Annotated in this window: 7 protein-coding genes; 6 read left to right on the top strand and 1 reads right to left on the bottom strand. The window is 55.1% G+C overall.

The genetic code is table 11. The features are described 5' to 3' along the window. Window positions 1-24: 24 nt before the first annotated feature. Genes AC4EYZ_RS06410 through AC4EYZ_RS06385 form a run of 6 tightly spaced genes read left to right on the top strand, consistent with a single transcriptional unit; the run spans window position 25 to window position 20,025 of the window. Window positions 25-270, top strand: a complete 246-nt coding sequence (locus tag AC4EYZ_RS06410; RefSeq protein WP_144810397.1) for an MbtH family protein — start codon at window positions 25-27, stop codon at window positions 268-270. Further along, on the top strand, window positions 260-1,000 hold the full coding sequence (locus AC4EYZ_RS06405) for a thioesterase II family protein (RefSeq protein WP_027957182.1): 741 nt from the start codon (window positions 260-262) through the stop codon (window positions 998-1,000). The genes AC4EYZ_RS06410 and AC4EYZ_RS06405 overlap by 11 nt, the downstream gene beginning before the upstream one ends. After that, window positions 978-1,790 carry a 4'-phosphopantetheinyl transferase family protein gene (locus AC4EYZ_RS06400; protein WP_474192659.1) on the top strand — a complete coding sequence of 271 codons (813 nt, stop codon included), beginning with the start codon at window positions 978-980 and terminating at the stop codon, window positions 1,788-1,790. The genes AC4EYZ_RS06405 and AC4EYZ_RS06400 overlap by 23 nt, the downstream gene beginning before the upstream one ends. Beyond that, window positions 1,723-2,724 (top strand): TauD/TfdA family dioxygenase, encoded by a 1,002-nt coding sequence (locus AC4EYZ_RS06395; protein ID WP_138799732.1) that lies wholly within the window; start codon window positions 1,723-1,725, stop codon window positions 2,722-2,724. Before AC4EYZ_RS06400 ends, AC4EYZ_RS06395 begins: the two co-directional genes overlap by 68 nt. Window positions 2,725-2,775: 51 nt before the next feature. Further along, complete coding sequence (locus AC4EYZ_RS06390; RefSeq protein WP_490204177.1) at window positions 2,776-8,121, top strand: amino acid adenylation domain-containing protein; 5,346 nt, start codon at window positions 2,776-2,778, stop codon at window positions 8,119-8,121. Window positions 8,122-8,124: 3 nt separating this feature from the next. Next, a complete protein-coding gene (locus tag AC4EYZ_RS06385; RefSeq protein WP_474191684.1) occupies window positions 8,125-20,025 on the top strand; it encodes an amino acid adenylation domain-containing protein in 11,901 nt (3,966 codons plus the stop codon). Window positions 20,026-20,099: 74 nt separating this feature from the next. Here the strand turns inward: AC4EYZ_RS06385 and AC4EYZ_RS06380 are convergent, their stop codons facing one another. Beyond that, window positions 20,100-20,972, bottom strand: a complete 873-nt coding sequence (locus AC4EYZ_RS06380; RefSeq protein WP_088700809.1) for an ABC transporter substrate-binding protein — start codon at window positions 20,970-20,972, stop codon at window positions 20,100-20,102. Window positions 20,973-21,096: the final 124 nt, after the last annotated feature.

Here is a 21,096-nt window from a genome sequence, read left to right as displayed (position 1 = left end):
TTTGGCAACGATGAGGTTAGTCCCATGACAAGCTGTTTTGATCGTGAAGATGGTGTCTTCCGCGTATTAGTCAACCACGAAGAGCAGTACTCCCTCTGGCCAGAATGGAAAGCGATTCCCGCTGGCTGGACCGATACCGGCGTACTCGGCGATAAGCCAACCTGCCTCGACTACGTCGAAAAGACCTGGACTGATATGCGGCCATTGTCGCTGCGCCAGTGGATGGATGCGCAGGCCAAAAGTGAGGCGGAGCAGGTGGATGCAGGTTAAGCGTTTAAGGCTGCTCTGCCTGCCCTGTGCCGGGGCTAGCGCCACTATGTATTTGCGCTGGAAGCGTCAGTTGCCCGCCTGGATCGAGGTATATCCCGTCGAGCTGCCTGGGCGTGGTGAACGCCTGGGTGAGTCGCTCATCGATGACTTCGAGACCCAGGTCGTGCGGCTGTGCGAAGAGCAAGCAACGCGGATGCGTGGAGACTTTGTCCTGTTCGGTCACAGCATGGGGGCGTTGTTGGCCTACGGCATGGCAGCTCGCTTGCGCGATGTAGGGCGACCTCAGCCGCGGATGCTGTTCGCCTCAGGCAGCGCGGCGCCCTCAATGCGCGACTCAGACCGCTTGGCGGGCCTTGATAACGACAAAGCCCTGATTGCGGATCTTCGCCAACAGGGCGGCACCCCAGAGGAAGTGTTCGAAAGCCCGGAACTGCTGCGCCTTACCCTCGATATCTTGATGGCGGACTATAGCCTCTGCCGCAGTTTCCGCTATCGCGGCGGGTCGCCGCTTGGTTATCCCTTACAGGTACTCGCAGGGCGCGATGACGATATCGAAAGAGAGCGTTTAGAAGCGTGGCAGCGAGAAGCGGGCGGGGCATTCTCGTTGGACTGGTTCGAAGGAGGGCACTTCTTTATTCGCCAGCAGCAAGCACAAGTGCTGGAGACTATCGAACGGGCGCTAACTCGACGGCTTGAGGAGGTGCCCCATGCAGCGCCTGCAGTTAGCTGAAGGGGCTCCTGAGGGGCTTGAAGTCTGGCGCTTATCGCTCGACCTGAACGCCCCGGTGGCTGACGAAGATGATCGGTTGCTGAGTCGAGCCGAGCGGCAGCGCGCCCAGCGGCTTCGCCATCACGCTGATGTCGTACGCGCTGTGGCGACACGCGCTGCCCTACGGCGACTGCTATCAGCGCGCACCGGCGTGGCGCCTGAAAAGTTGGTGTTCACTCAGAACGCTTACGGCAAACCAGCGTTGGAAAACGCTGATGGGCCTGCTTTCAATGTCTCCCACTCTGGCCATGTCGCCCTGATCGCGCTTGCTCCCGGCGGCGCGGTGGGGGTCGATATTGAGCGCTGCCGACCCGAGGCCGAGCTGGCGCCGCTGCAAGGGCTGGTGCTATCGCCAAGTGAGCAGCTCGGCCACGCACGCGACGGCTTCGCACTGCCCTTTATGGAGCGCTGGGTGGTTAAAGAGGCGGTGCTCAAAGCCTTGGGCCTGGGCATCGCTGATCATTTGCAGGCGCTCTCGATCACTTCCTCTTTAGGGCCGCCAGGCACCTATCACCTTGAGCACTCGCTTCCCGTTTCATCACCTTTGCAAGCATGGCCGCTGCCAGCGCCGAGTGGCTATGCCGCTGCCCTGAGTTATGTCGAATCAAGCTATGTCGATTCAGGCTATTCACACACAAACGCCCAGGGTAAACGCTACTCAACGAATTTTCAGGAGTTCAATAATGGACAGCCAAAGCGCAACACCAACGCAACAAACCAACACCATATCCAAACGTCAGGGGCCTGCTGATTCGGAGCTGCCCATTATGATTTCCCCCACCTATCCAGGGCAGCCGCTGCTGGAAGCCTTTGGCGAGTTGCGTGCTGATATTGAGACGCTGGTGGCCAGAGTCGGTGGGGTGTTGCTAAGAGGCTTCGATGTTCCCTCCGTGGACGATTTTCAGCAGTTTGCTGCCGCCTTTGGTCATCCTCTGCTGAGTTATGAGTTCGCCTCAACACCGCGTTCAGCGGTTTCGTCGGGCATTTATACCTCGACCGAGTACCCCGCTCATCAACATATTCCCCTCCACAATGAGCAGGCCTACACCCGCGAGTGGCCGATGAAAATCTGGTTCCACTGTGTCACCGCTTCCCCCGAAGGGGGAGAGACGCCGATAGCCGATAGCCGCGCTATTTACCGCCGTATGCCTGCAGAGATCCGCGAGCGCTTTGCCCCCGGCATTCTCTACGTACGCAACTACGGCGATTTCGACATGCCTTGGCAAAAGGTGTTTAACACCGAAGACCGTGCCGAGGTGGAGGCATTCTGCCAGCGCGCGGGGATTCGTTGTGAGTGGAAGCCTGATGGCGACCTGCGTACTACCCAGTTATGCCAAAGCATAGAGACTCACCCTGTCACCGGTGAGCAGGTGTGGTTTAACCAGGGCCATCTTTTCCATGTCTCCAACCTGCAGCCAGAGGTGCGAGAGTCGCTGGAAGAGCTGCTCGACCCCGAAGACATGCCGCGTAACGTCTTCTTTGCCGATGGTAGCCCCATTGACGATGCCATCTTCGATGAGATCCGCGGCGTACTGGCCGACGAAACGGTGATGTTCCCCTGGCAGGCAGGCGATGTGCTGATGCTCGACAACATGCTGGTCGCCCATGCGCGCACGCCGTTCAAAGGGCCGCGCAAAGTCGTCGTGGCCATGGCGGAAGGTCACGGCAACCTCTCCAAAGACTGAATACAACGGCTCAATCCCACGCCACGGCCAGGAGTTCCAGCAGGTACGCATATGAATATAAGGCACGCCCAGACGATGAACAGCCACCCGTCCCATAACGTTGTTAACCACAGCTTCGTTGAACATTTAAGTCGCCTGGCCCGGGAAATGCCCAGCGACAGGGCGCTGATTGTAGTGAACGCACAAGGTGAGACCACCCTTGACTACGCCACCCTGGAGCGGCGCTCCCGCGCCCTGGCCAGCGAGCTCCAGCAGCGGTTCCCGGCTGGTGAGCGTGCCTTGATCCTGCTGGATAACGATGAACACTATGTGGTGGCGTTCTTCGCCTGCCTATATGCCGGGGTGATTGCCGTGCCGGTCTTCCCTCCAGAGTCGGCCAAGCAGCAGCATCTGGCGCGCCTGCTCGCCATTGCCGCCGACTCTCAGGCCGCCTGTGTGCTCACCTCTACAACGATTATCGATGTGGTCGCATCTGCAAGCGAAGGCTTCGGCAGCGCCGAACTGATCCCCGTGGATGCCGTAGATGAGAGCCGCGCTGAACACTGGGTCGAGCATCGCCCAAAGCGCGGTGATCTCGCCTTTTTACAGTACACCTCAGGTTCCACGGCCACTCCCAAAGGGGTGATGGTGAGCCATGGCAATCTGATGGCGAACGAGCGTGCTATCGAGACGGGCTTCTCGATTGGTGCCGACGATGTTTTCGTCAGTTGGCTGCCGCTTTACCACGACATGGGGCTGATCGGTGGCCTGCTGCAGCCCATCTATCGCGGTATCCCTGCGGTATTGATGAGCCCCACCTTCTTTTTACAGCGGCCGGTACGCTGGCTGGAAGCGATCTCCCGCCACCGGGGCACCATTAGCGGTGGCCCTGATTTTGCCTACCGGCTGTGTCTTGAGCGTATCCGCGACGAGCAGCTTGAGGCGCTCGACTTATCCAGCTGGCGGGTTGCGTTCTCAGGCGCCGAGCCGGTACGCCACGATACCCTCACTGGCTTTATCGAACGCTTCCGCCCGGCGGGCTTTGCCGCTGACACCGCAGCACCCTGTTATGGCTTGGCCGAAGCGACGCTATTGGTTAGCTGTAATTCGCGCGGTACGGGCGTGGTAGGCTCGGCTTTTTCTCAACAGTCGCTGGCCGAGGGAAAGGCTGCCTCAGCGGTTGAAGGCAACACCCTGGTGGGCTGCGGTACACCGGAACCCGGTCACGCTATCGATATTGTCGATCCTGAGGGGCTTCACTCGCTGCCAAGTGGTGAAGTCGGCGAGATCTGGGTCAATGGGCCTAGCGTGGCGCACGGGTATTGGCAGAACCCAGAAGCAACAGCTCAAGCCTTTGTTACCCGCGATGGGGTCAGTTGGCAGCGCACCGATGATGCTGATGCACAGAACCACGACGCCCGCGATGATCGCTGGCTGCGCACTGGCGATCTAGGCTTTCTGCACGAAGGGCAGCTGTATATCGCCGGGCGTATCAAAGACCTGATCATTCTGCGCGGCCATAACGTCTACCCCCAGGATATCGAGAGCGCTATCGAAGCCGAGGTGGAAGCGGTGCGCAAAGGGCGCGTGGCGGCCTTTGCCGTGACCACACCGGAAGGCGCTGAAGGGATCGGCGTGGCGGCAGAAGTTTCCCGCGGCATACAGAAGCTAGTGCCCGCCGAGAAGCTGGTCGAAGCGCTAAGCGAGACGGTGGGGAGCGCTTGCCACGAGCCGCTTTCGGTAGTGCTACTGCTTAACCCAGGTGGCCTTCCCAAAACCTCCAGCGGCAAACTGCAGCGCAGTGCCTGCCGCCAAGGCTGGGAGGCGGGTAGCCTGGATGCCTACGCCATTCACGCCTTTGGGCGTTTTGTCAGTGGCGGCAGCGATGAGGATGCTGGTGGTGGAAAGTCATCGCACTCTACTGCGGAAGCTGGAAGCGAAACGGAGCAAGCGTTAGCGAAGCTCTGGCGCCAAGTGCTGAGGGACGGCAAGGAAAAGCCGTTGGGAAAAGATGCCCACTTCTTTGCTAGCGGGGGTAATTCTCTGGCGGCGGTGCAGTTGGCTTCACGTATTAGCGATTATTGGGCGATTGATTTTTCAGCTAAGTCAGTCTTCGAACACTCCTCACTGGGCGCTATGGCAAATGAAGTCGAGCGTATCAGCAGTGATCATGTCAATTCTGGGCGCTCGCCGATCCCAATATTGTCACCTACACACCGTGCCGAGCCACTACCTCTCTCTCATGACCAGCAACGCCTATGGTTCTTATGGCAACTAGACCCTGAAAGTACGGCTTATCATATCGGTGGTGTCCTACGTTTATCGGGTCACCTGAATATAGACGCGATGCGTGTTGCCTTTGACGATTTGATAGCGCGGCATGAGTCGCTGCGTACGTTGTTTTACGTTGCCAGTGAAGGGGGGGCCAAACAGTCGATCAGGCCTGATGTCTCCTTCGGTCTGGAGGTCGTTGATTTTCGTGGCATGTCTGCTGGTGAGGCTCAGCAGCACGAGGAAGACACGATACGAAGGCTTAATGACGAGCCGTTTGATCTCTCAGAAGGCCCCTTGTTGCGGGCTGCGTTGCTACGATTGAGCGCCGATGTATATGCCTTGATCGTCGTCATGCATCACATCATTTCCGATGGTGTATCTATGCAGATTATGCTCGATGAGCTGGCAGCTTCTTACCGTGCTCAGATGCGCGGTGAGCCTGTTCAGTTGCCTGACTTGAGCATCCAATACGCTGATTATGCAGTTTGGCAGCGTGAGTGGCTGGCATCCGGAGAAGGGGAACGGCAGCTTGCTTATTGGCAACAACAGCTGGGCAGTGAACACCCTACGTTGGATCTGCCTACTGATCACCCCCGGCAGAGGTTGACGGCCAAACGTGCCGGGCAACATGCGTTTTCTCTTCCTAAAGAACTTCTAGTAGGCCTGCGTCGCCTCGCTGAGAGCCAGAATACGAGCCTCTTCACTGTGCTTTTGGCAGGCTTTCAAGGACTGTTACACCGGTATAGCGGGCAGCAAGAGATTCGCGTGGGAGTGCCGGTAGCTAATCGGCAGCGTCAGGAAATAGAGGGGGTAATCGGTTTTTTTGTTAATACCTTGGTATTGCGCAATGACATCAATAGTCGCCACTCATTTGAAACGATACTGACACAGTGTCAAGACGCTGTTGTCGGTGCCTTGGCGCACTCAAACTTACCTTTTGAGCAGCTAGTGGAAGCGCTACAGCCCACACGTAATTCGGCTCATAACCCACTTGTCCAAGTCATGTTCAACTATCGGCAAGAGGATCTCTCTGGGTTTCAGACATTGCCCGATTTGATACTGGCTGAGTCAGGGTTTCTACAGCAGGATGCTCAGTTCGATTTAACGCTAGAGGTGCGGGATTTCCCTGAAGGACAGCTGAAATTTAGCATGGTTTATGCGTCAGAGCTTTTCGAGCCTGAGACCATTCAACGCCTTGCAGGATACTTTGAGACACTACTGCAAAGGTTGCTTACGTCACCAGGGCAGGCACTGGGCGATATCGAGTTGCTTGAAAATTCTGAGCAGCAGCAACTTATTCAATGGGGAGTAAACTCTCAAGGATATTCCGATGCTGCGCCAGTTCATCATTTGATTGAGCAACAAACTGCGGCAACCCCTGAAACCACGGCGCTTGTATTTGCTGATCAGTCACTCAGCTATGCTGAGCTTAATACCCACGCCAATCATCTAGCGCACTATCTAATCGGCCTGGGAGTGCGCCCCGAAACCCGAGTGGGCATCGCCATGGAGCGCTCCATCGAGATGGTGGTGGGGTTGCTGGCGATTCTCAAGGCGGGCGGTGCCTATGTGCCGCTGGATCCAGAGTATCCCTCGGAGCGGCTGGCGTTCATCGCCGAAGATAGTGGCATTGAGCTGCTGCTGACTCAGCACCACTTGCATGGCTCATTGCCGGTAGCGGATGGACTCAGCGTTGTTGAGTTAGATCGACTGGATATAGCACATCACGCCTCTTCCAATCCTGCAGTGGTGCTGCACGGCGAGCACCTCGCCTACGTGATTTACACTTCAGGCTCCACCGGTCGGCCCAAGGGCGCCGCCATCCGACATGATGCCTTGACCAATTGCATGATCTGGATGCAGGAGACCTACCAGCTCACCGATACCGATACCGTACTTCACAAGGCACCGTTCGGGTTCGACGTCTCTGTATGGGAGATTTTCTGGCCGCTAAGTGTCGGGGCACGTTTGGTGATCGCACCGCCGGGTGATCATCGCGATCCTGAGCGTATCATTGAGTTGATACAGAAGCATGGAATTACCACGCTGAATTTTGTGCCTTCGATGCTGAAGGCCTTCCTGGCCTTTCCCGATGTTAAAACCAAGACGCGTCTCAAACATATTATGTGCGGTGGCGAGGCTGTTCCAGCGACGTTACAGCAAGATGTGGCTGAGCGACTTGATGGTGCCAATCTGCATGACCTGTATGGCCCAACCGAAACCACGATACATGTCACTCATTGGTGGTGTCGTGATCAAACTCACCGCCAAATTCCCATTGGGCGGCCCATCAGCGGCACCCGCACCTATGTATTAGATGGTGAACTCAACCTAGTACCTCAGGGCATCTCTGGAGAGCTGTATTTGGGTGGGGTAAGTCTGGCCCGGGGGTATCTAAACCGTAGTGATTTAACGGCGGAACGTTTTGTTGCTGATCCGTTTGCGCAGGGCGAACGCCTCTATCGCACGGGGGATCTGGTGCGCTGGCGGGAGGATGGACAGCTCGAGTACCTGGGGCGCCTTGATCACCAGGTGAAGATCCACGGCCTACGCATCGAACCGGGCGAGATAGAAGCTGAACTGCTGGCTCAGCCAGAGGTTAGCGAGGCAGTGGTGATCGCCCAAGAAGATCCTAATGGCTCGAAGCTGGTGGCGTACGTGGTTCCCCAAGTAGGCATCGAATTCGACACTAGCCCACTACGCGAGCGACTGAGCCAACAGTTGCCGGATTATATGGTGCCGAGAGCGATAGTAGCACTTGATGCGCTGCCGCTGAATGCCAACGGCAAGGTGGATCGCAAAGCGCTGCCCGAGCCGGACTTAATCAGCGGCACGCAGTACGAGCCACCTCAAGATGAGGTGGAAGATGCACTAGCGGCGATCTGGAGCGAGGTGTTGGGGACAGAACGGATAGGCCGCCATGACAACTTCTTCGAGGTAGGAGGTCACTCGCTTGCAGCGATTCAGATATCAGCACGTTTCACGCAGCGCTTTGGAGAGGCGTTGCCAGTAAGACTTATTTTTGAACACCCGACGCTGGCGAAAATGGCAACACGAGTCGCGTTACAACAGGTTAATGCCGATGGTGGCCGCGCGAAGAGACTCTCCACTATGGATCAACTGCTCAACGAATTGGAGGAGTAAGGCATGGAATTGGACGAAAGAAAGATTGCTCAACGTTTTGCAGAATTACAGGTTGATGCACAGCGAAGTTTTCTAAATAAGCTGAATAGTAGTGGCATTGATTTTCGTGAGCTTCCTATCGTGCCCGCTAACCGAGCTGAGCAACTTCCGTTGTCATATTCGCAGCGTAGCTTATGGTTGACGTGGCAGCTTGATCCGGCAAGCCCGGCTTACAACATGCCAGGTGTGTTTTATTTGCAAGGCCCACTGGATGTTGCTGCATTCGAGTCGAGTGTGAATGACCTTGTGACGCGTCATGAAGTACTCCGCACGATATATCCTCAGAGCAGTGAGGGAGAACCTCTCCAGGAGGTTCTCAATGACTGGCGTGTTCCCGTATTACACGATGATTTACAGCAATATACCGAGTTAGAACAGGAAAAAGAGCTACAGTGCCTCATTGGCGGGTTCTCTCAGCGCCCGTTTGCGATTGATGTTGAGCCGTCATTCCGCATGGCAATCTACCAGTTAGATACTAACCATCATGCGGTTGCCATTGTATTGCACCATATCGCTTGTGACGGTTGGTCGATTCAGTTGCTCATCAATGAGTTGTTCGAGTTTTACGAAGCCCGAATCCAACAGCGCAATGCTGCATTAGCTTCGTTACCCATTCAGTTTGGTGATTATGCTGTTTGGCAACGAAGTTGGTTCGAGGCTGGCGAAATGGAGCGGCAGCTAGACCACTGGCGCCAGCGTCTGGGTGACTCGCATTCGCCTATCGAGCTTCCTTTGGATCGTCCAAGAGGTTCACAGGCGACATCGAAAGTCGGTCTGTGCCATGTTCAATTATCTCGAGAGGTGAGCCATGGTATTCATCAGCTAGCCCGTGAGCATGGCGCTTCACTGTATATGGTGATGCTGTCACTTTTAAAGCTGACGCTACATCGTTTCAGTGGACAAAGCGACATACGTATAGGCTCTCCCAGTGCTAATCGGAACAAAGCTGAAACACATGGTTTGATTGGTTATCTGCTCAATATTCAAGTGCTTAGAACCTTATTAGAGCCTACCAAGGGGTTTACCAGTTTATTAGGCGCCGTTAAAGAAACCGTGCTTGATGCACAGGACTACCAGGATATTCCTTTCGATACTCTGGTAGAAGCGTTACAACCTGAGCGACTTCCTGGCGTACATCCGCTATTTCAGGTCAAGTGCACCCAGCAGAAAGAGTTGGAAAGAGAAAAGATCGTAGGTGATTTAAAGGTACATCTTGAAGCACTCAGCGGCGGTGATGCGCACTTCGATCTGAGCTTTGACTTTACCGATACCACTGATGGTATTCGCTGTGTATTCGCCTATGCGGCGGCACTGTTCGACGAAACAACAGTCAAGAGATTCGCCGAAGCACTACAAAGCCTGGCTGAGCAAGTGCTGAAAACGCCGAGTACGCCATTGGCATTGCTCGAAACCCCCGCCCCCACTTCGGTGCTTGAAGGAAATACAACTACATTCACTTCTGGGAGCGTTATAGGGCTTTGGGATCGAGCCGTCGAAGAGCACTCCCAACAACTTGCGATGCAAGATGAACCGGATAATGCAGCCACCTATGCCAGCTTGGATGCCCAGGCTCAACGGTTAGCGGCAGAGTTAATGGCACAGGGAGTCGGCCCCGAAGTACGCATTGCCATTCACGCTGAACGCTCATGCGAATATGTACTTGGCATTCTCGCCGTACTCAAAGCGGGCGGGGCTTTCGTACCGCTTGATCCACAACTGCCGAGCGAACGCTTGGCCTATCAACTGGCTGACAGTGGCGCTCGCTTAATGCTGAGCAGCATGGCTTGCGACTGGAATGGTGACGTTCCGGTAATGGCGCTGGCGTTTGCCGACGATATTCCAGCTGCCGTAGAGAGTGAATCCTCCGTCATCCATCCCCAGCAGACCGCCTATGTGATCTATACCTCTGGCTCCACGGGCAAGCCCAAGGGGGTGGCGGTGAGTCACGGTGCTCTGGCTAATTACGTGCAGGGCGTTCTGGAGGCGCTGGCGCTACCAGAGGGCGCCCGCAACATGGCGATGGTGTCGACGGTAGCGGCGGATCTGGGGCATACGGTGCTGTTTGGCGCCTTGTGCACCGGCCGCACCTTGCACCTCATTTCTCCCGAGTGCGCCTTTGACCCGGATGCCTTTGCGGCTTATATGCGGGAACAGCAGGTGGATGTGCTCAAGATTGTGCCCAGCCATCTGCGGGCACTGCTGAGTGCGGCAACCCCGGCTGACGCGCTTCCGCACGAGCGCCTGATTCTGGGCGGCGAAGCGACCGACTGGGCGCTACTGGAGCGTATCGCCGAGCTGAAGCCAACCTGTCGGGTGCTCAATCACTACGGCCCTACGGAAACCACGGTAGGTATTCTCACCCAGCAAGCCGACATGGCCGATCGAGCTGCCAGCACGCTGCCGATCGGCACACCGCTGGCCAATGCTCAGGCCTATGTGCTTGACCCCTGGCTTAATCCGGTGCCGCAAGGTGTTGCTGGGGAGCTCTACTTGGGTGGCCCAGGGCTTGCTCAAGGCTATCTACAGCGCCTGGGGCAAACGGCGGAACGTTTCGTTGCCAGCCCCTTCCATGCAGGCGAACGGCTCTATCGCAGCGGTGACCGGGTGCGCCAACTGGCCGACGGTAGCCTGGAGTTCCTTGGCCGTATGGATGACCAGGTCAAGATTCGCGGCTATCGGGTGGAACCAAGCGAAATAGCTGCCCTGTTGCGCGAACAGCCGGGTATTGCGGAAGCTGAGGTGATTGCACGAGAAAACGAGGAAGGCCGCGCGCAACTTTACGCCTATGTGGTGATGGCAGCCGGGAGCGACATCGATGACGCCGCGTTACTCGCGCAGCTTGGCGAGCATGTGCCGGACTATATGGTGCCCAGCGGCTTGGTACGGCTGGATGCCTTACCGCTAACCGCCAATGGCAAGTTGGATCGCAAGGCGCTGCCCGAGCCGGTGCAAGCCGGTAGTGATAAAGCCTTCGAGGCGCCCCTGGGAGAAGCAGAAGAGACGTTGGCAGAGGTCTGGGCTGACGTGATCGGCTGCGAGCAGGTGGGGCGTAACGACAACTTCTTTGAGCTGGGTGGTGACTCCATCCTCAGCTTGCAGATCGTCGCGCGCTCGCGCAAGCGTGGCTACAAGGTAACGCCCAAGCAGTTGATGGAAGGGCAGACCATTGCCGCAGTGGCGGCGATGGCCACGCCTCTAGCTGCTACCGCTCCTAAACAAGCGGCTGCGCCCAATAAGGCTGCTTCCTTTGCGCTGCTGCCGGTACAGCGCTGGTTCTTCGAGCAGAACTTTGCCGAGCCACACCACTGGAATCAGTCGTTGATGCTGGAAGCGGTCAGTGGTGTAGATACCACGCTGCTACGGCGTGCCATTGAGGCAGTGGTAGTTCACCATAGCGCCTTACGGCTGCGCTTTGAACGCGTTGGCGATAGCTGGCAACAAGCCTATGGTAAGCTAGCCGATGATCTCTTCGAGCACGTGGACGTAAGCGATCATGCGGATCCGGCACAGACCATCACCCAGGCCGCCGATGCTGCGCAACGCAGTCTGAGTTTGGCGCGGCCGTTCCGTGCTATCTGGATGGCACTGGGAGGCGAGCGCGGCGGGCGATTGCTGCTCGTGGCTCACCACTTGTCGGTAGATGGTGTTTCGTGGCGCGTGATCCTCGACGACCTGCAAGTGGCCTACGCGCAGTTAAGTGTAGGAAAGGCAATCGACCTACCACCGGCAACCACCTCGCTAGATGGGTGGGCGCATGCCCTGGCCGACTATGCCAAATCGGAGGCTTTGGCTGAGCAATGCTCCTATTGGGAGAGCCTTGTCAAAGAGCCAGAGCCTAGCCTACCCGCACATAATCCACATGGCAGCAACACCGTCGCCGATACCGCATCGCTCGTTGGCAGCTTGCCTACCGAAGCGACCACGCAACTGCTGGGGCCGGTGCATAAAGCCTACCGCACCCAGGTGGATGACCTGCTCCTCACTGCACTATCGAGCGCCCTGTGCCAATGGGCAGAGAGAGATAGCGTACTGATTGAACTGGAAGGCCATGGCCGCGAAGACCTGTTCGACGGTGTCGATCTCAGTCGCAGCGTAGGTTGGTTCACCTCGCTCTACCCGGTTCGCCTGACCCCAGATAATGCGGAGCCCGGTACAAGCCTAAAAGCAATCAAAGAGCAACTTCGCCAAGTGCCCGACAAGGGGCTCGGCTACGGCGTGCTGCGCTATTTGAAAGAAGAGCCCGCGCTGGTCGGTGGTGCCTACCCCCAGGTCACCTTCAATTATCTAGGCCAGTTGGATCGCTCCCTACAGGGCGATGGGGCCTGGCGGCTCGCCAAAGAGAATGCAGGGCAGGCTCGCGCGCCGCAAAGCAAGCGCCGTACCTGGATTGAGGTGGTGGCCTGGGTTCAAGATGGCCAACTGCGCTTCGACTGGAATTACAGTCGTGAGATTCACAGCGAGGCAGCGATACATGCCTTGCAAGTAAGCTTCCAAGCGCAACTAGAGGCATTGATTGAGCACTGTGCTAGTGGCGTTCGTGGCGCAACACCTTCGGACTTCCCGCTGGTGGGGCTGAGTCAAGGGCAACTGGACGGCTTGCGATTGGATGTCGCCAATGTTGAGGACATCTACCCGTTGGCGCCGATGCAGCAAGGGCTGCTATTGCATACCCTGCTCAATCCAGGCGCTGGTATGTACATGATGCAGGATCGCTACCGGTTTGCTTCGCCTATCGACGTCAATGCTTTCGAGAAAGCCTGGCAGCGAGTCGGCGAACGGTATGAGGTTCTACGTACAGGGTTCGTATGGCGAACCGAAGAGATACAGTTGCAGGTGGTGTATCGGCAAATTCCTTCACCTGTGGAATATATCGATTGGCGCGGTATTGACGAGGATGAGGCCGATCGGCGCTTGGCGGTGTTATTGCGTCAGGAGCTTGATGATGGCTTCGACCTGGAACGGCCACCATTGCTAAAGGTACGCCTTATTCAACTGGCGGAGAACCTGTTCTACGTCGTACAGAGTTTCCACCATATTCTGATGGATGCCTGGTGCCGCTCCCTGTTGCTCAGCGATTTTTTCCACTACTACGATGCCTATCGTCTCGGGACGAGTTACGAGTTGACGCAACCAAGGCCGTATCGTGATTTTATCGCTTGGTTGCAGCAGCAGGATGCCAATGTGCTACGCAACTATTGGCAACATGAGCTTGAAGGTTTCGATGAGATAACGCCGATTCCTTATCTTAAGCCGCACGGTTCGCACGACAGTGTTGCCACGGTGGCTGATGTATTCTCCTCGCTCTCCCACGATGAGAGTGCAGAGCTACAGAACGTTGCCCGACAGCATCAATTGACTGTCAATACGATCATACAAGGGGCATGGGCACTGCTGTTAGGGCGGCTTTCCCAGGTAGATGACATCCTATTCGGCGTGACAGTGGCTGGGCGCCCGCTAGAACTGGAGGGCATACAGGAGACGATGGGGCTGTTTATCAACACGATTCCTCTGCGTGTGTCAGCCCCTTCGCCGCAAACATCTGTCCTTGATTGGCTGCATGGGCTATTGGCGAAAAACCTGGAGATGCGTCAATACGAGCATCTACCGTTAGTCGAAATTCAATCGTTGGGAGAGCAGTCACAAGGACGCAGTCTATTCGATAGCCTCTTTGTATTCGAAAATGCGCCGATAGATGCCAGCATAACGGAGAAAATCCATGATCTTCATGTGTCTATCAAGGGCAACCGCACCCACACCAATTACCCCTTGACCGTAGTGGTGGTGCCTGGCGAGCAATTGATGCTGCAGCTCTCCTACGACGCCCGTAAGTTTGACGATTCCGAGGTCGAGAGGCTGCTCTCGGGCTTCCGTCAAATTCTCTTGCACATTATTGACAGGCCTGATGCTCCCTATCATGAATTGGACGTATTGCCTGTTAATGAGATGGAGACACAGCGGGCGCACTGTAGAGGGCAGTCGGTTGCTTATCCCTTTGAGCGAGGTTATATCGACCTGTTCCGTGAGCAGGTACGACAGCATTCACGCCAAGTTGCCGTTCGCCATCAGGGAGACACACTCACTTATGGTCAGCTAGAGGACACCTCCAATCGCATTGCCCAAGCACTGCGGCAAGCAGGGGTGAAGAAGGATAATGTCGTAGCCCTGCATGCCGAGCGCGGCCTAGCGTTACCAAGCATGATTCTGGGTACGTTCAAGGCTGGCGGTGCGTATCTAGCGCTGGATACCCGACTTCCTGATCAGCGTATCGCCAATATGCTGACGTCAAGCCATGCATCGGTTCTGGTTGCCACTGCTGAGCAAACACCGCGCCTCGAAGCTGTGCTTGAATCCATACCCAATCCGCCGCGGATGCTCGTGTTCGAGGATCTCGTCACGGCGGAAGGACTAGAGGGGGATGCCGCTGTAACGGCTCACCCTGATCAGGCCGCCTACATCATCTATACCTCCGGCTCAACCGGTGAACCCAAGGGCGTAGTGGTCAGTCACCGTGGCATGCTCAACAACCAGTTGAGTAAGATTCCCTACCTGGATCTGTCGGCCAGCGATGTCATTGCCCAGACCGCAGCGCTGAGTTTCGATATCTCCGTCTGGCAAACTTTGGCGGGACTGTTATGTGGCGCCAGCATAGATATCGTGCCTGATGAGATTGCACGTGACCCCAGTGCGTTGCTTCCTTATGTGCGCGACAACGGCGTCACGGTGCTGCAAAGCGTGCCCGCACTGATCCAGGGAATGTTGAACACTGTCTCAGTCGACCTGCCAGCACTGCGCTGGCTGCTGCCCACAGGTGAAGCCTCCACCTGCGAGCTAGTGCGCCAATGGTTTGCGCGCTATCCAGCGATCCCATTGGTCAATGCGTACGGCCCTGCTGAATGTGCCGATGACGTATCCCTGCATTTGCTGCGTAGCGACGATGATGAGCATGTAGCCGTGATGCCAATCGGCAAACCGGCTGATAACACCCAGCTACTCGTTCTCGACAATCAATTAAACCTATTACCTATGGGGGTGAGCGGCGAACTATATGTCGCCGGTGTCGGTGTTGGGCGGGGGTACCTGAGCCAGCCGAAACTGACGGCGGATCGCTTCGTGCCCAACCCGTTTGCCGATGTGCCCGGGGAAAGGCTCTACCGGACAGGCGATCTGGCCCGCTATCGCACTGATGGGGTGCTTGAATACATCGGACGCACCGATCAGCAGGTCAAGATACGGGGCCAGCGCATTGAGCTGGGAGAGATAGCGTCTCGGTTGGTGGAATTCGATGTTATACGAGAAGCGGTAGTGGTGGCCCAGGAGGGGCCAGGAGGCGCCAGGTTAGTGGCTTATGCCGTCGCCCAGCCACATGAACTGATCAATACGGCCGAGCTACGCGAGCGTCTAGGGCAGGTATTGCCCGACTATATGGTGCCAAGTTTAGTGGTAATGCTCGATGCCTTACCACTAACGCCCAACGGCAAGGTGGATCGCAAAGCATTGCCCGAGCCCGACTTCGCCAGTAGCGCGCAATATGAGCCACCCCAAGGTGAGACGGAAGAGACGCTAGCGGCGATTTGGAGCGAGGTGCTGGGTGTCGAGTGGGTAGGGCGTCACGACAACTTCTTCGAGTTAGGGGGGCATTCGCTGTTGGCACTGAGTGTGCTCGAGCGTATGCGGGTTCGAGGCCTTGAGTCTCAAGTACGAACGCTGTTCCAGTCGCCCGAATTGGCGGCCTTCGCCAAGGCACTGTCCCTAGAGCCTAATAGGAAACAACTGGTTGTACCGCCCAATAGGATTCCAGAGCATTGTCAGTCGATCCAGCCGGATATGCTGACACTGATCGATTTGGATACTGATGAAATCAGTCGCATAGAAGATGCAGTGCCAGGCGGAGCGACCAATATCCAGGATATCTACCCTCTGGCGCCATTGCAGGAGGGCATCCTGTTCCATCATCGGTTGCAGGAGGAGGGTGACACTTATGTACTCCCTTGCTTACTTGGTTTTGATAGTCAGGAACGGCTTGAGCAGTTTGTTGCTGGTTTCAATCAACTGATTACCCGTCACGATATTTTGCGCACAGCAGTGCTCTGGGAAGGGCTTCATGAACCAGTACAAGTGGTGCACCGGCACGCCTCACTAGAGGTGGAGTGGCTGGAACTGGAAGAAACCGGTGTTTCGTGCAGCGTTTCCGAACGACTAAACGCCTATGTGGATCCTGAACACTATCGCATTGATGTACGCCAGGCGCCGATGGCGCGAGCTATTGCGGCACAAGATTCTGAGCAAGGGCGATGGCTGCTGCAACTGCCCAGCCACCACCTGGTACTGGATCACACCACACTTGATCTGCTAGTGGACGAGATTGCCCTAATCCAGCAAGGACGAGAAGGCGAGTTACCCAAACCGCTGCCATTCCGAAACTTCGTAGCACAGGCAAGGTTGGGGGTGAGTCCGGTAGAGCATGAGGCTTTCTTTAGAGAGAAGCTGGGTGATGTGGACGAGCCTACTGCTCCATTCGGATTACTGGATGTACGCGGCGATGGCAGTGGTATTGAGGAGATTCGCCTACAACTGACAGAAGAACTGGCCCAACAAGTTCGACAGCAGGCACAGCGACATGGTGTCAGTACCGCTACCCTATTTCACCTAGCCTGGGCGCACGTGCTGAGTAAAACGACGGGGCGGGACGATGTGGTGTTCGGCACTCTACTATTTGGCCGTATGCAAGGTATTGAGGGCGCCGAAAGAGCACTTGGGATGTTCATTAACACTTTACCTATTCGTATTAGACTAGGTACTAACAGTGTGGCCGACTGTTTACGCCAGACCCATAGTGAGTTGGCCGAATTGTTGAACCACGAGCATGCTAGTCTCGGACTAGCACAGCGATGCAGCGGAGTAGGTGGAGGATCACCACTGTTCTCAACCTTGCTGAACTATCGTTACAGTACTCCAGAGAAGGAAGATGCAACTAGCCGGGCGTGGGACGGTATGGAGGCATTAGGCAATAGGGGTCGTACCAACTACCCAATTGTGATGTCAGTCGATGATCTTGGCGAAGGCTTCCAACTGGTTGGGCAGACCAGCCGCTTGATCAGTGCTCAGCGGCTGTGCGACTACTTGTGCACATCCATTGCAGGTATCATAGAGAGCCTAAAAACGGCACCGCAACAAGCTGTGAGCAACATCACGTTGCTAGGGGAGGACGAGAAGTATCTGTTAAACGAATGGGGAGAAAGCTCAGACCAGATACCCGATACTCCACCTATTCACCACTTGATTGAGCGCCAAGCTGCGGTAATCCCAGAGGCCACGGCGCTAGTATTCGAAAACACATCTCTTAGCTTCGCCGAACTCAATACCCGTGCCAACCGTTTATCCAATTACTTGATCGGTATGGGCGTGCGTTCCGAAACCCGCGTGGGCATCGCTATGGAACGCTCCATCGAAATGGTGGTGGGGCTGTTGGGTATTCTCAAAGCGGGTGGTGCTTATGTGCCGCTGGATCCTGATTATCCCTCCGAACGTTTGGCCTACATAGCCGAAGATAGCGGTATAGAATTGCTGATCACCCAGCAACACTTGCGCGAGTTGTTGCCGGTGATCGATGGGCTGAATGTTATTGAACTGGACCGGCTGGATGTGGCGCATCATGCGTCAACTAACCCGGAGGTGGAGCTGCACGGCGAGCATCTAGCCTATGTGATTTACACCTCGGGCTCTACTGGGAAGCCTAAAGGTGCGGCCATCCGCCATGATTCCTTAACTAATTGCATGGTCTGGATGCAGCAAACCTATCAGCTCAACGATACGGATGCCGTACTACACAAGGCACCTTTCGGTTTTGACGTTTCAGTATGGGAGATTTTCTGGCCATTGAGTGTCGGGGTTCGCCTAGTGGTAGCTCAGCCAGGTGATCATCGAGATCCAGAGCGCATCATTGAGCTGATCCAGCGGCACGGCGTTACCACGCTCAATTTTGTGCCCTCAATGTTAAAGGCCTTCCTGACCTATCCCGATGTTAAGACCAGGACGCGGCTCAAGCATATTATGTGCGGTGGCGAGGCCGTTCCAGCCACGTTACAGCAGGACGTAGCTGAGTGTCTTGAGGGTGCCAACCTGCACGATCTTTATGGCCCCACAGAAACCACCATTCATGTCACTCACTGGTGGTGTCGTGGTGACACTCAACGTCAAATACCCATTGGACGTCCCATCAGTGGCACCCGCACCTATGTATTAGATAATGAGCTCACCCTCGTCCCACAGGGTGTAGCGGGTGAGTTATACCTGGGCGGGGTAAGTCTGGCTCGTGGATATCTCAATCGAAGTGATTTAACGGCGGAGCGTTTTGTTGCCGACCCATTTGCTGCAGGCGACCGCCTTTACCGTACCGGCGATCTAGTTCGCTGGCGGGAGGATGGCCAGCTCGAGTACCTGGGCCGCCTTGATCATCAAGTGAAGATCCGCGGCTTGCGTATTGAGCTAGGAGAAATTGAAGCCGAACTATTATCTCAGCCAGAGGTTCGTGAGACGGTTGTGGTCGCCCAAGAGGGCCTAAATGGTTCGAGGCTAGTGGCATACGTAGTTCCCCAAGTCGGCATTGAACTCGACACCACCATACTACGCGAGCGTTTGGGTCAACGATTGCCTGACTATATGGTGCCAGGAGTCGTGGTCATGCTCGATTCACTGCCGCTAAATGCCAACGGCAAAGTGGAGCGCAAGGCACTACCTGAACCTAATGTTGAGGAAGGCCGCAAGTATGTCGCTCCCTCGACGCGGGCAGCCCGAAAGCTCGCCGAGATATGGCAAGAAGTGCTTGGCATTAAACGGATCGGCGAGACCGACAACTTCTTCGAGCTGGGTGGAGACTCTCTGTTGAGCCTACAAGTGATGAGCCGAGTACAAGTTTTAGAGGAACCACAGCTTAACTTTAAGCTGTTTGACCTAATGCAGAAACCGACCATTGCTGATCTGCTGGGAGTGAGGAAAAACACTGAGGTGCTGCCCAAAGGGGCTATCATGCTAAATGGCGAGTGTGCTAATCAGCCACCGCTGTTCTGCATCCATGCCGTAATGGGAACAGTTTTTGATTATCAGCCGTTAGCCCGGCGCTTGCACGGAGTATGCACTGTTTACGGTCTGCCAAGCCGAATGTTGACTGATCCACAGCATCGAGATTCCTCACTTGAAGCAATGGCTGATGATTATGTGGAGACAATACGTCGCATACAGCCTGTGGGCCCCTATCGGCTATTAGGATGGTCTCTTGGCGGGGCATTGGCTGCGATGATCGCGGCTCGACTTGAAGGGCTCGGGCAAGGTGTGAGTCAACTGGCTTTGATAGATCCCTATATACCGGGCGGTGGTCCACATAGTGAGGATAGCTGGCAGCGAGATCTTGTTAGTTTCTCATCGGTCATACTGCCAGGTGCTTCGCTTGAAGCATTCGAAAGTAATGAAGAGGACACGAAAGAGCCGAGCGAGGAAGAAATTGCCATTAAGTTGGAGAGATCAATAGCATCATCCGATATACATGGTCGCGAGGGTTATGCTGCACTGGGTAGTGAAGCACTTGCTCGGATATTTTGTGTGGCGCGTTATCTGAAATTGCTTTCACAGCAGCTTGATACCTTGCCAGCGTTAAACTGTGAAGTGGACTGTTGGTGGGAAGCGGGAAGAGCTTGGGAAGAACAGCAGGCGCTGGCGAATCAGTTGAATAGCGTCCCGAAAACCTCAATTGAGACTCTCAATGATCATTTCTCAATCATTACTGATAGTGCCTTGCTCTCTCAACTGGAGAAGCGGTTAAGAGTTAGTGCTGGGCAACACTCGTACGAAGTGGAGAAAAACCTATTTTGAATAATATAATTTTTTGAGTTTATAACTCTTAAGGTGGTTTCAGTAGCGCGCTAGGTACGCTTAGCGCGCTTTGATTAAGTTTGGGTATCTGCTTGGAGTGCTTCTTGGAGAGATTCAGCAAAGCGGAGCATGGAAGGGAAGCCTCCCCATGGCCAATAGTTTCTTTCCATACTTACCGACGTATCATCTAGCCAATGCTGCCATAGCCCTGACTTTGGTAATGTTGAACCAGATATGTCTTGAAAATAAGCTGGCTGGAGAACAACGATTTGGCCTGTTAGTGCAAATGCTTCACGAACTGAAAGAGTACTGAACCCCCAGTTATTAGTAGGCCCCTGCCAAGCATTTTCAAATCCAAGCCGTGTCAAAGCTGCATCTTCCAGGCTCCCTGGCCCATAGACACGCACATGCTGGTTGTCTCGGATTTCGATAATCAGTAGAGTTTCTGCAGGCCTCCCAATCTGTGCCGCAATCGCTGACATTCTGGCTTCTACAGAGTCAATGAATGCTTCGGCCTGCTGTTGCCCGCCATTCAGCTCCCCCACATCCCTGGTCAATTGTTCAAGGCTTAGCCAAACATCCAGACCTTGCATAAATGGCCGGATTTTTACTACATGAGCAATACGGGAAAGTTTGTCTTCTAAGTTCAGATGGGCTGGTGGTGCTATCACTATGTCATCAGGTTTCAGTGATGCAAGATACTCAAGATTGGGTTGAAACCTAAGTCCGAGTTCAAAGGTATCAGGAAGTAGATATTCTTTGTATAATTGTCTGTATTGTGCTAGGCCAGCTAAAGCAATGGGTGGTTGGTGTAAGGCACTAAGCGTATCTGCCACCGCATAATCAAAAGTAACATCACGCTGCTGATCATCAGCATTAGCCGCAGATAATAAAATTAATATAAGCAATATTGGTAACATAAGATTTTTATAGGCTGATGATGTCATGTCGTCTTTGTATACCTTGACTAATAGATAAAAAATTAAACTTTGGTTTTTGATCTGTCATTATAATAGGGGAGTTTAAATAAAAAAACGAGATGCCTATGAGTATAAAGGCACCTCGATTTTT

Source organism: Vreelandella sp. 162(4c) (assembly GCF_058152265.1).
Note: the sequence above shows the minus strand (reverse complement) of the source record. Positions and strands in the feature narration are given on the sequence as shown.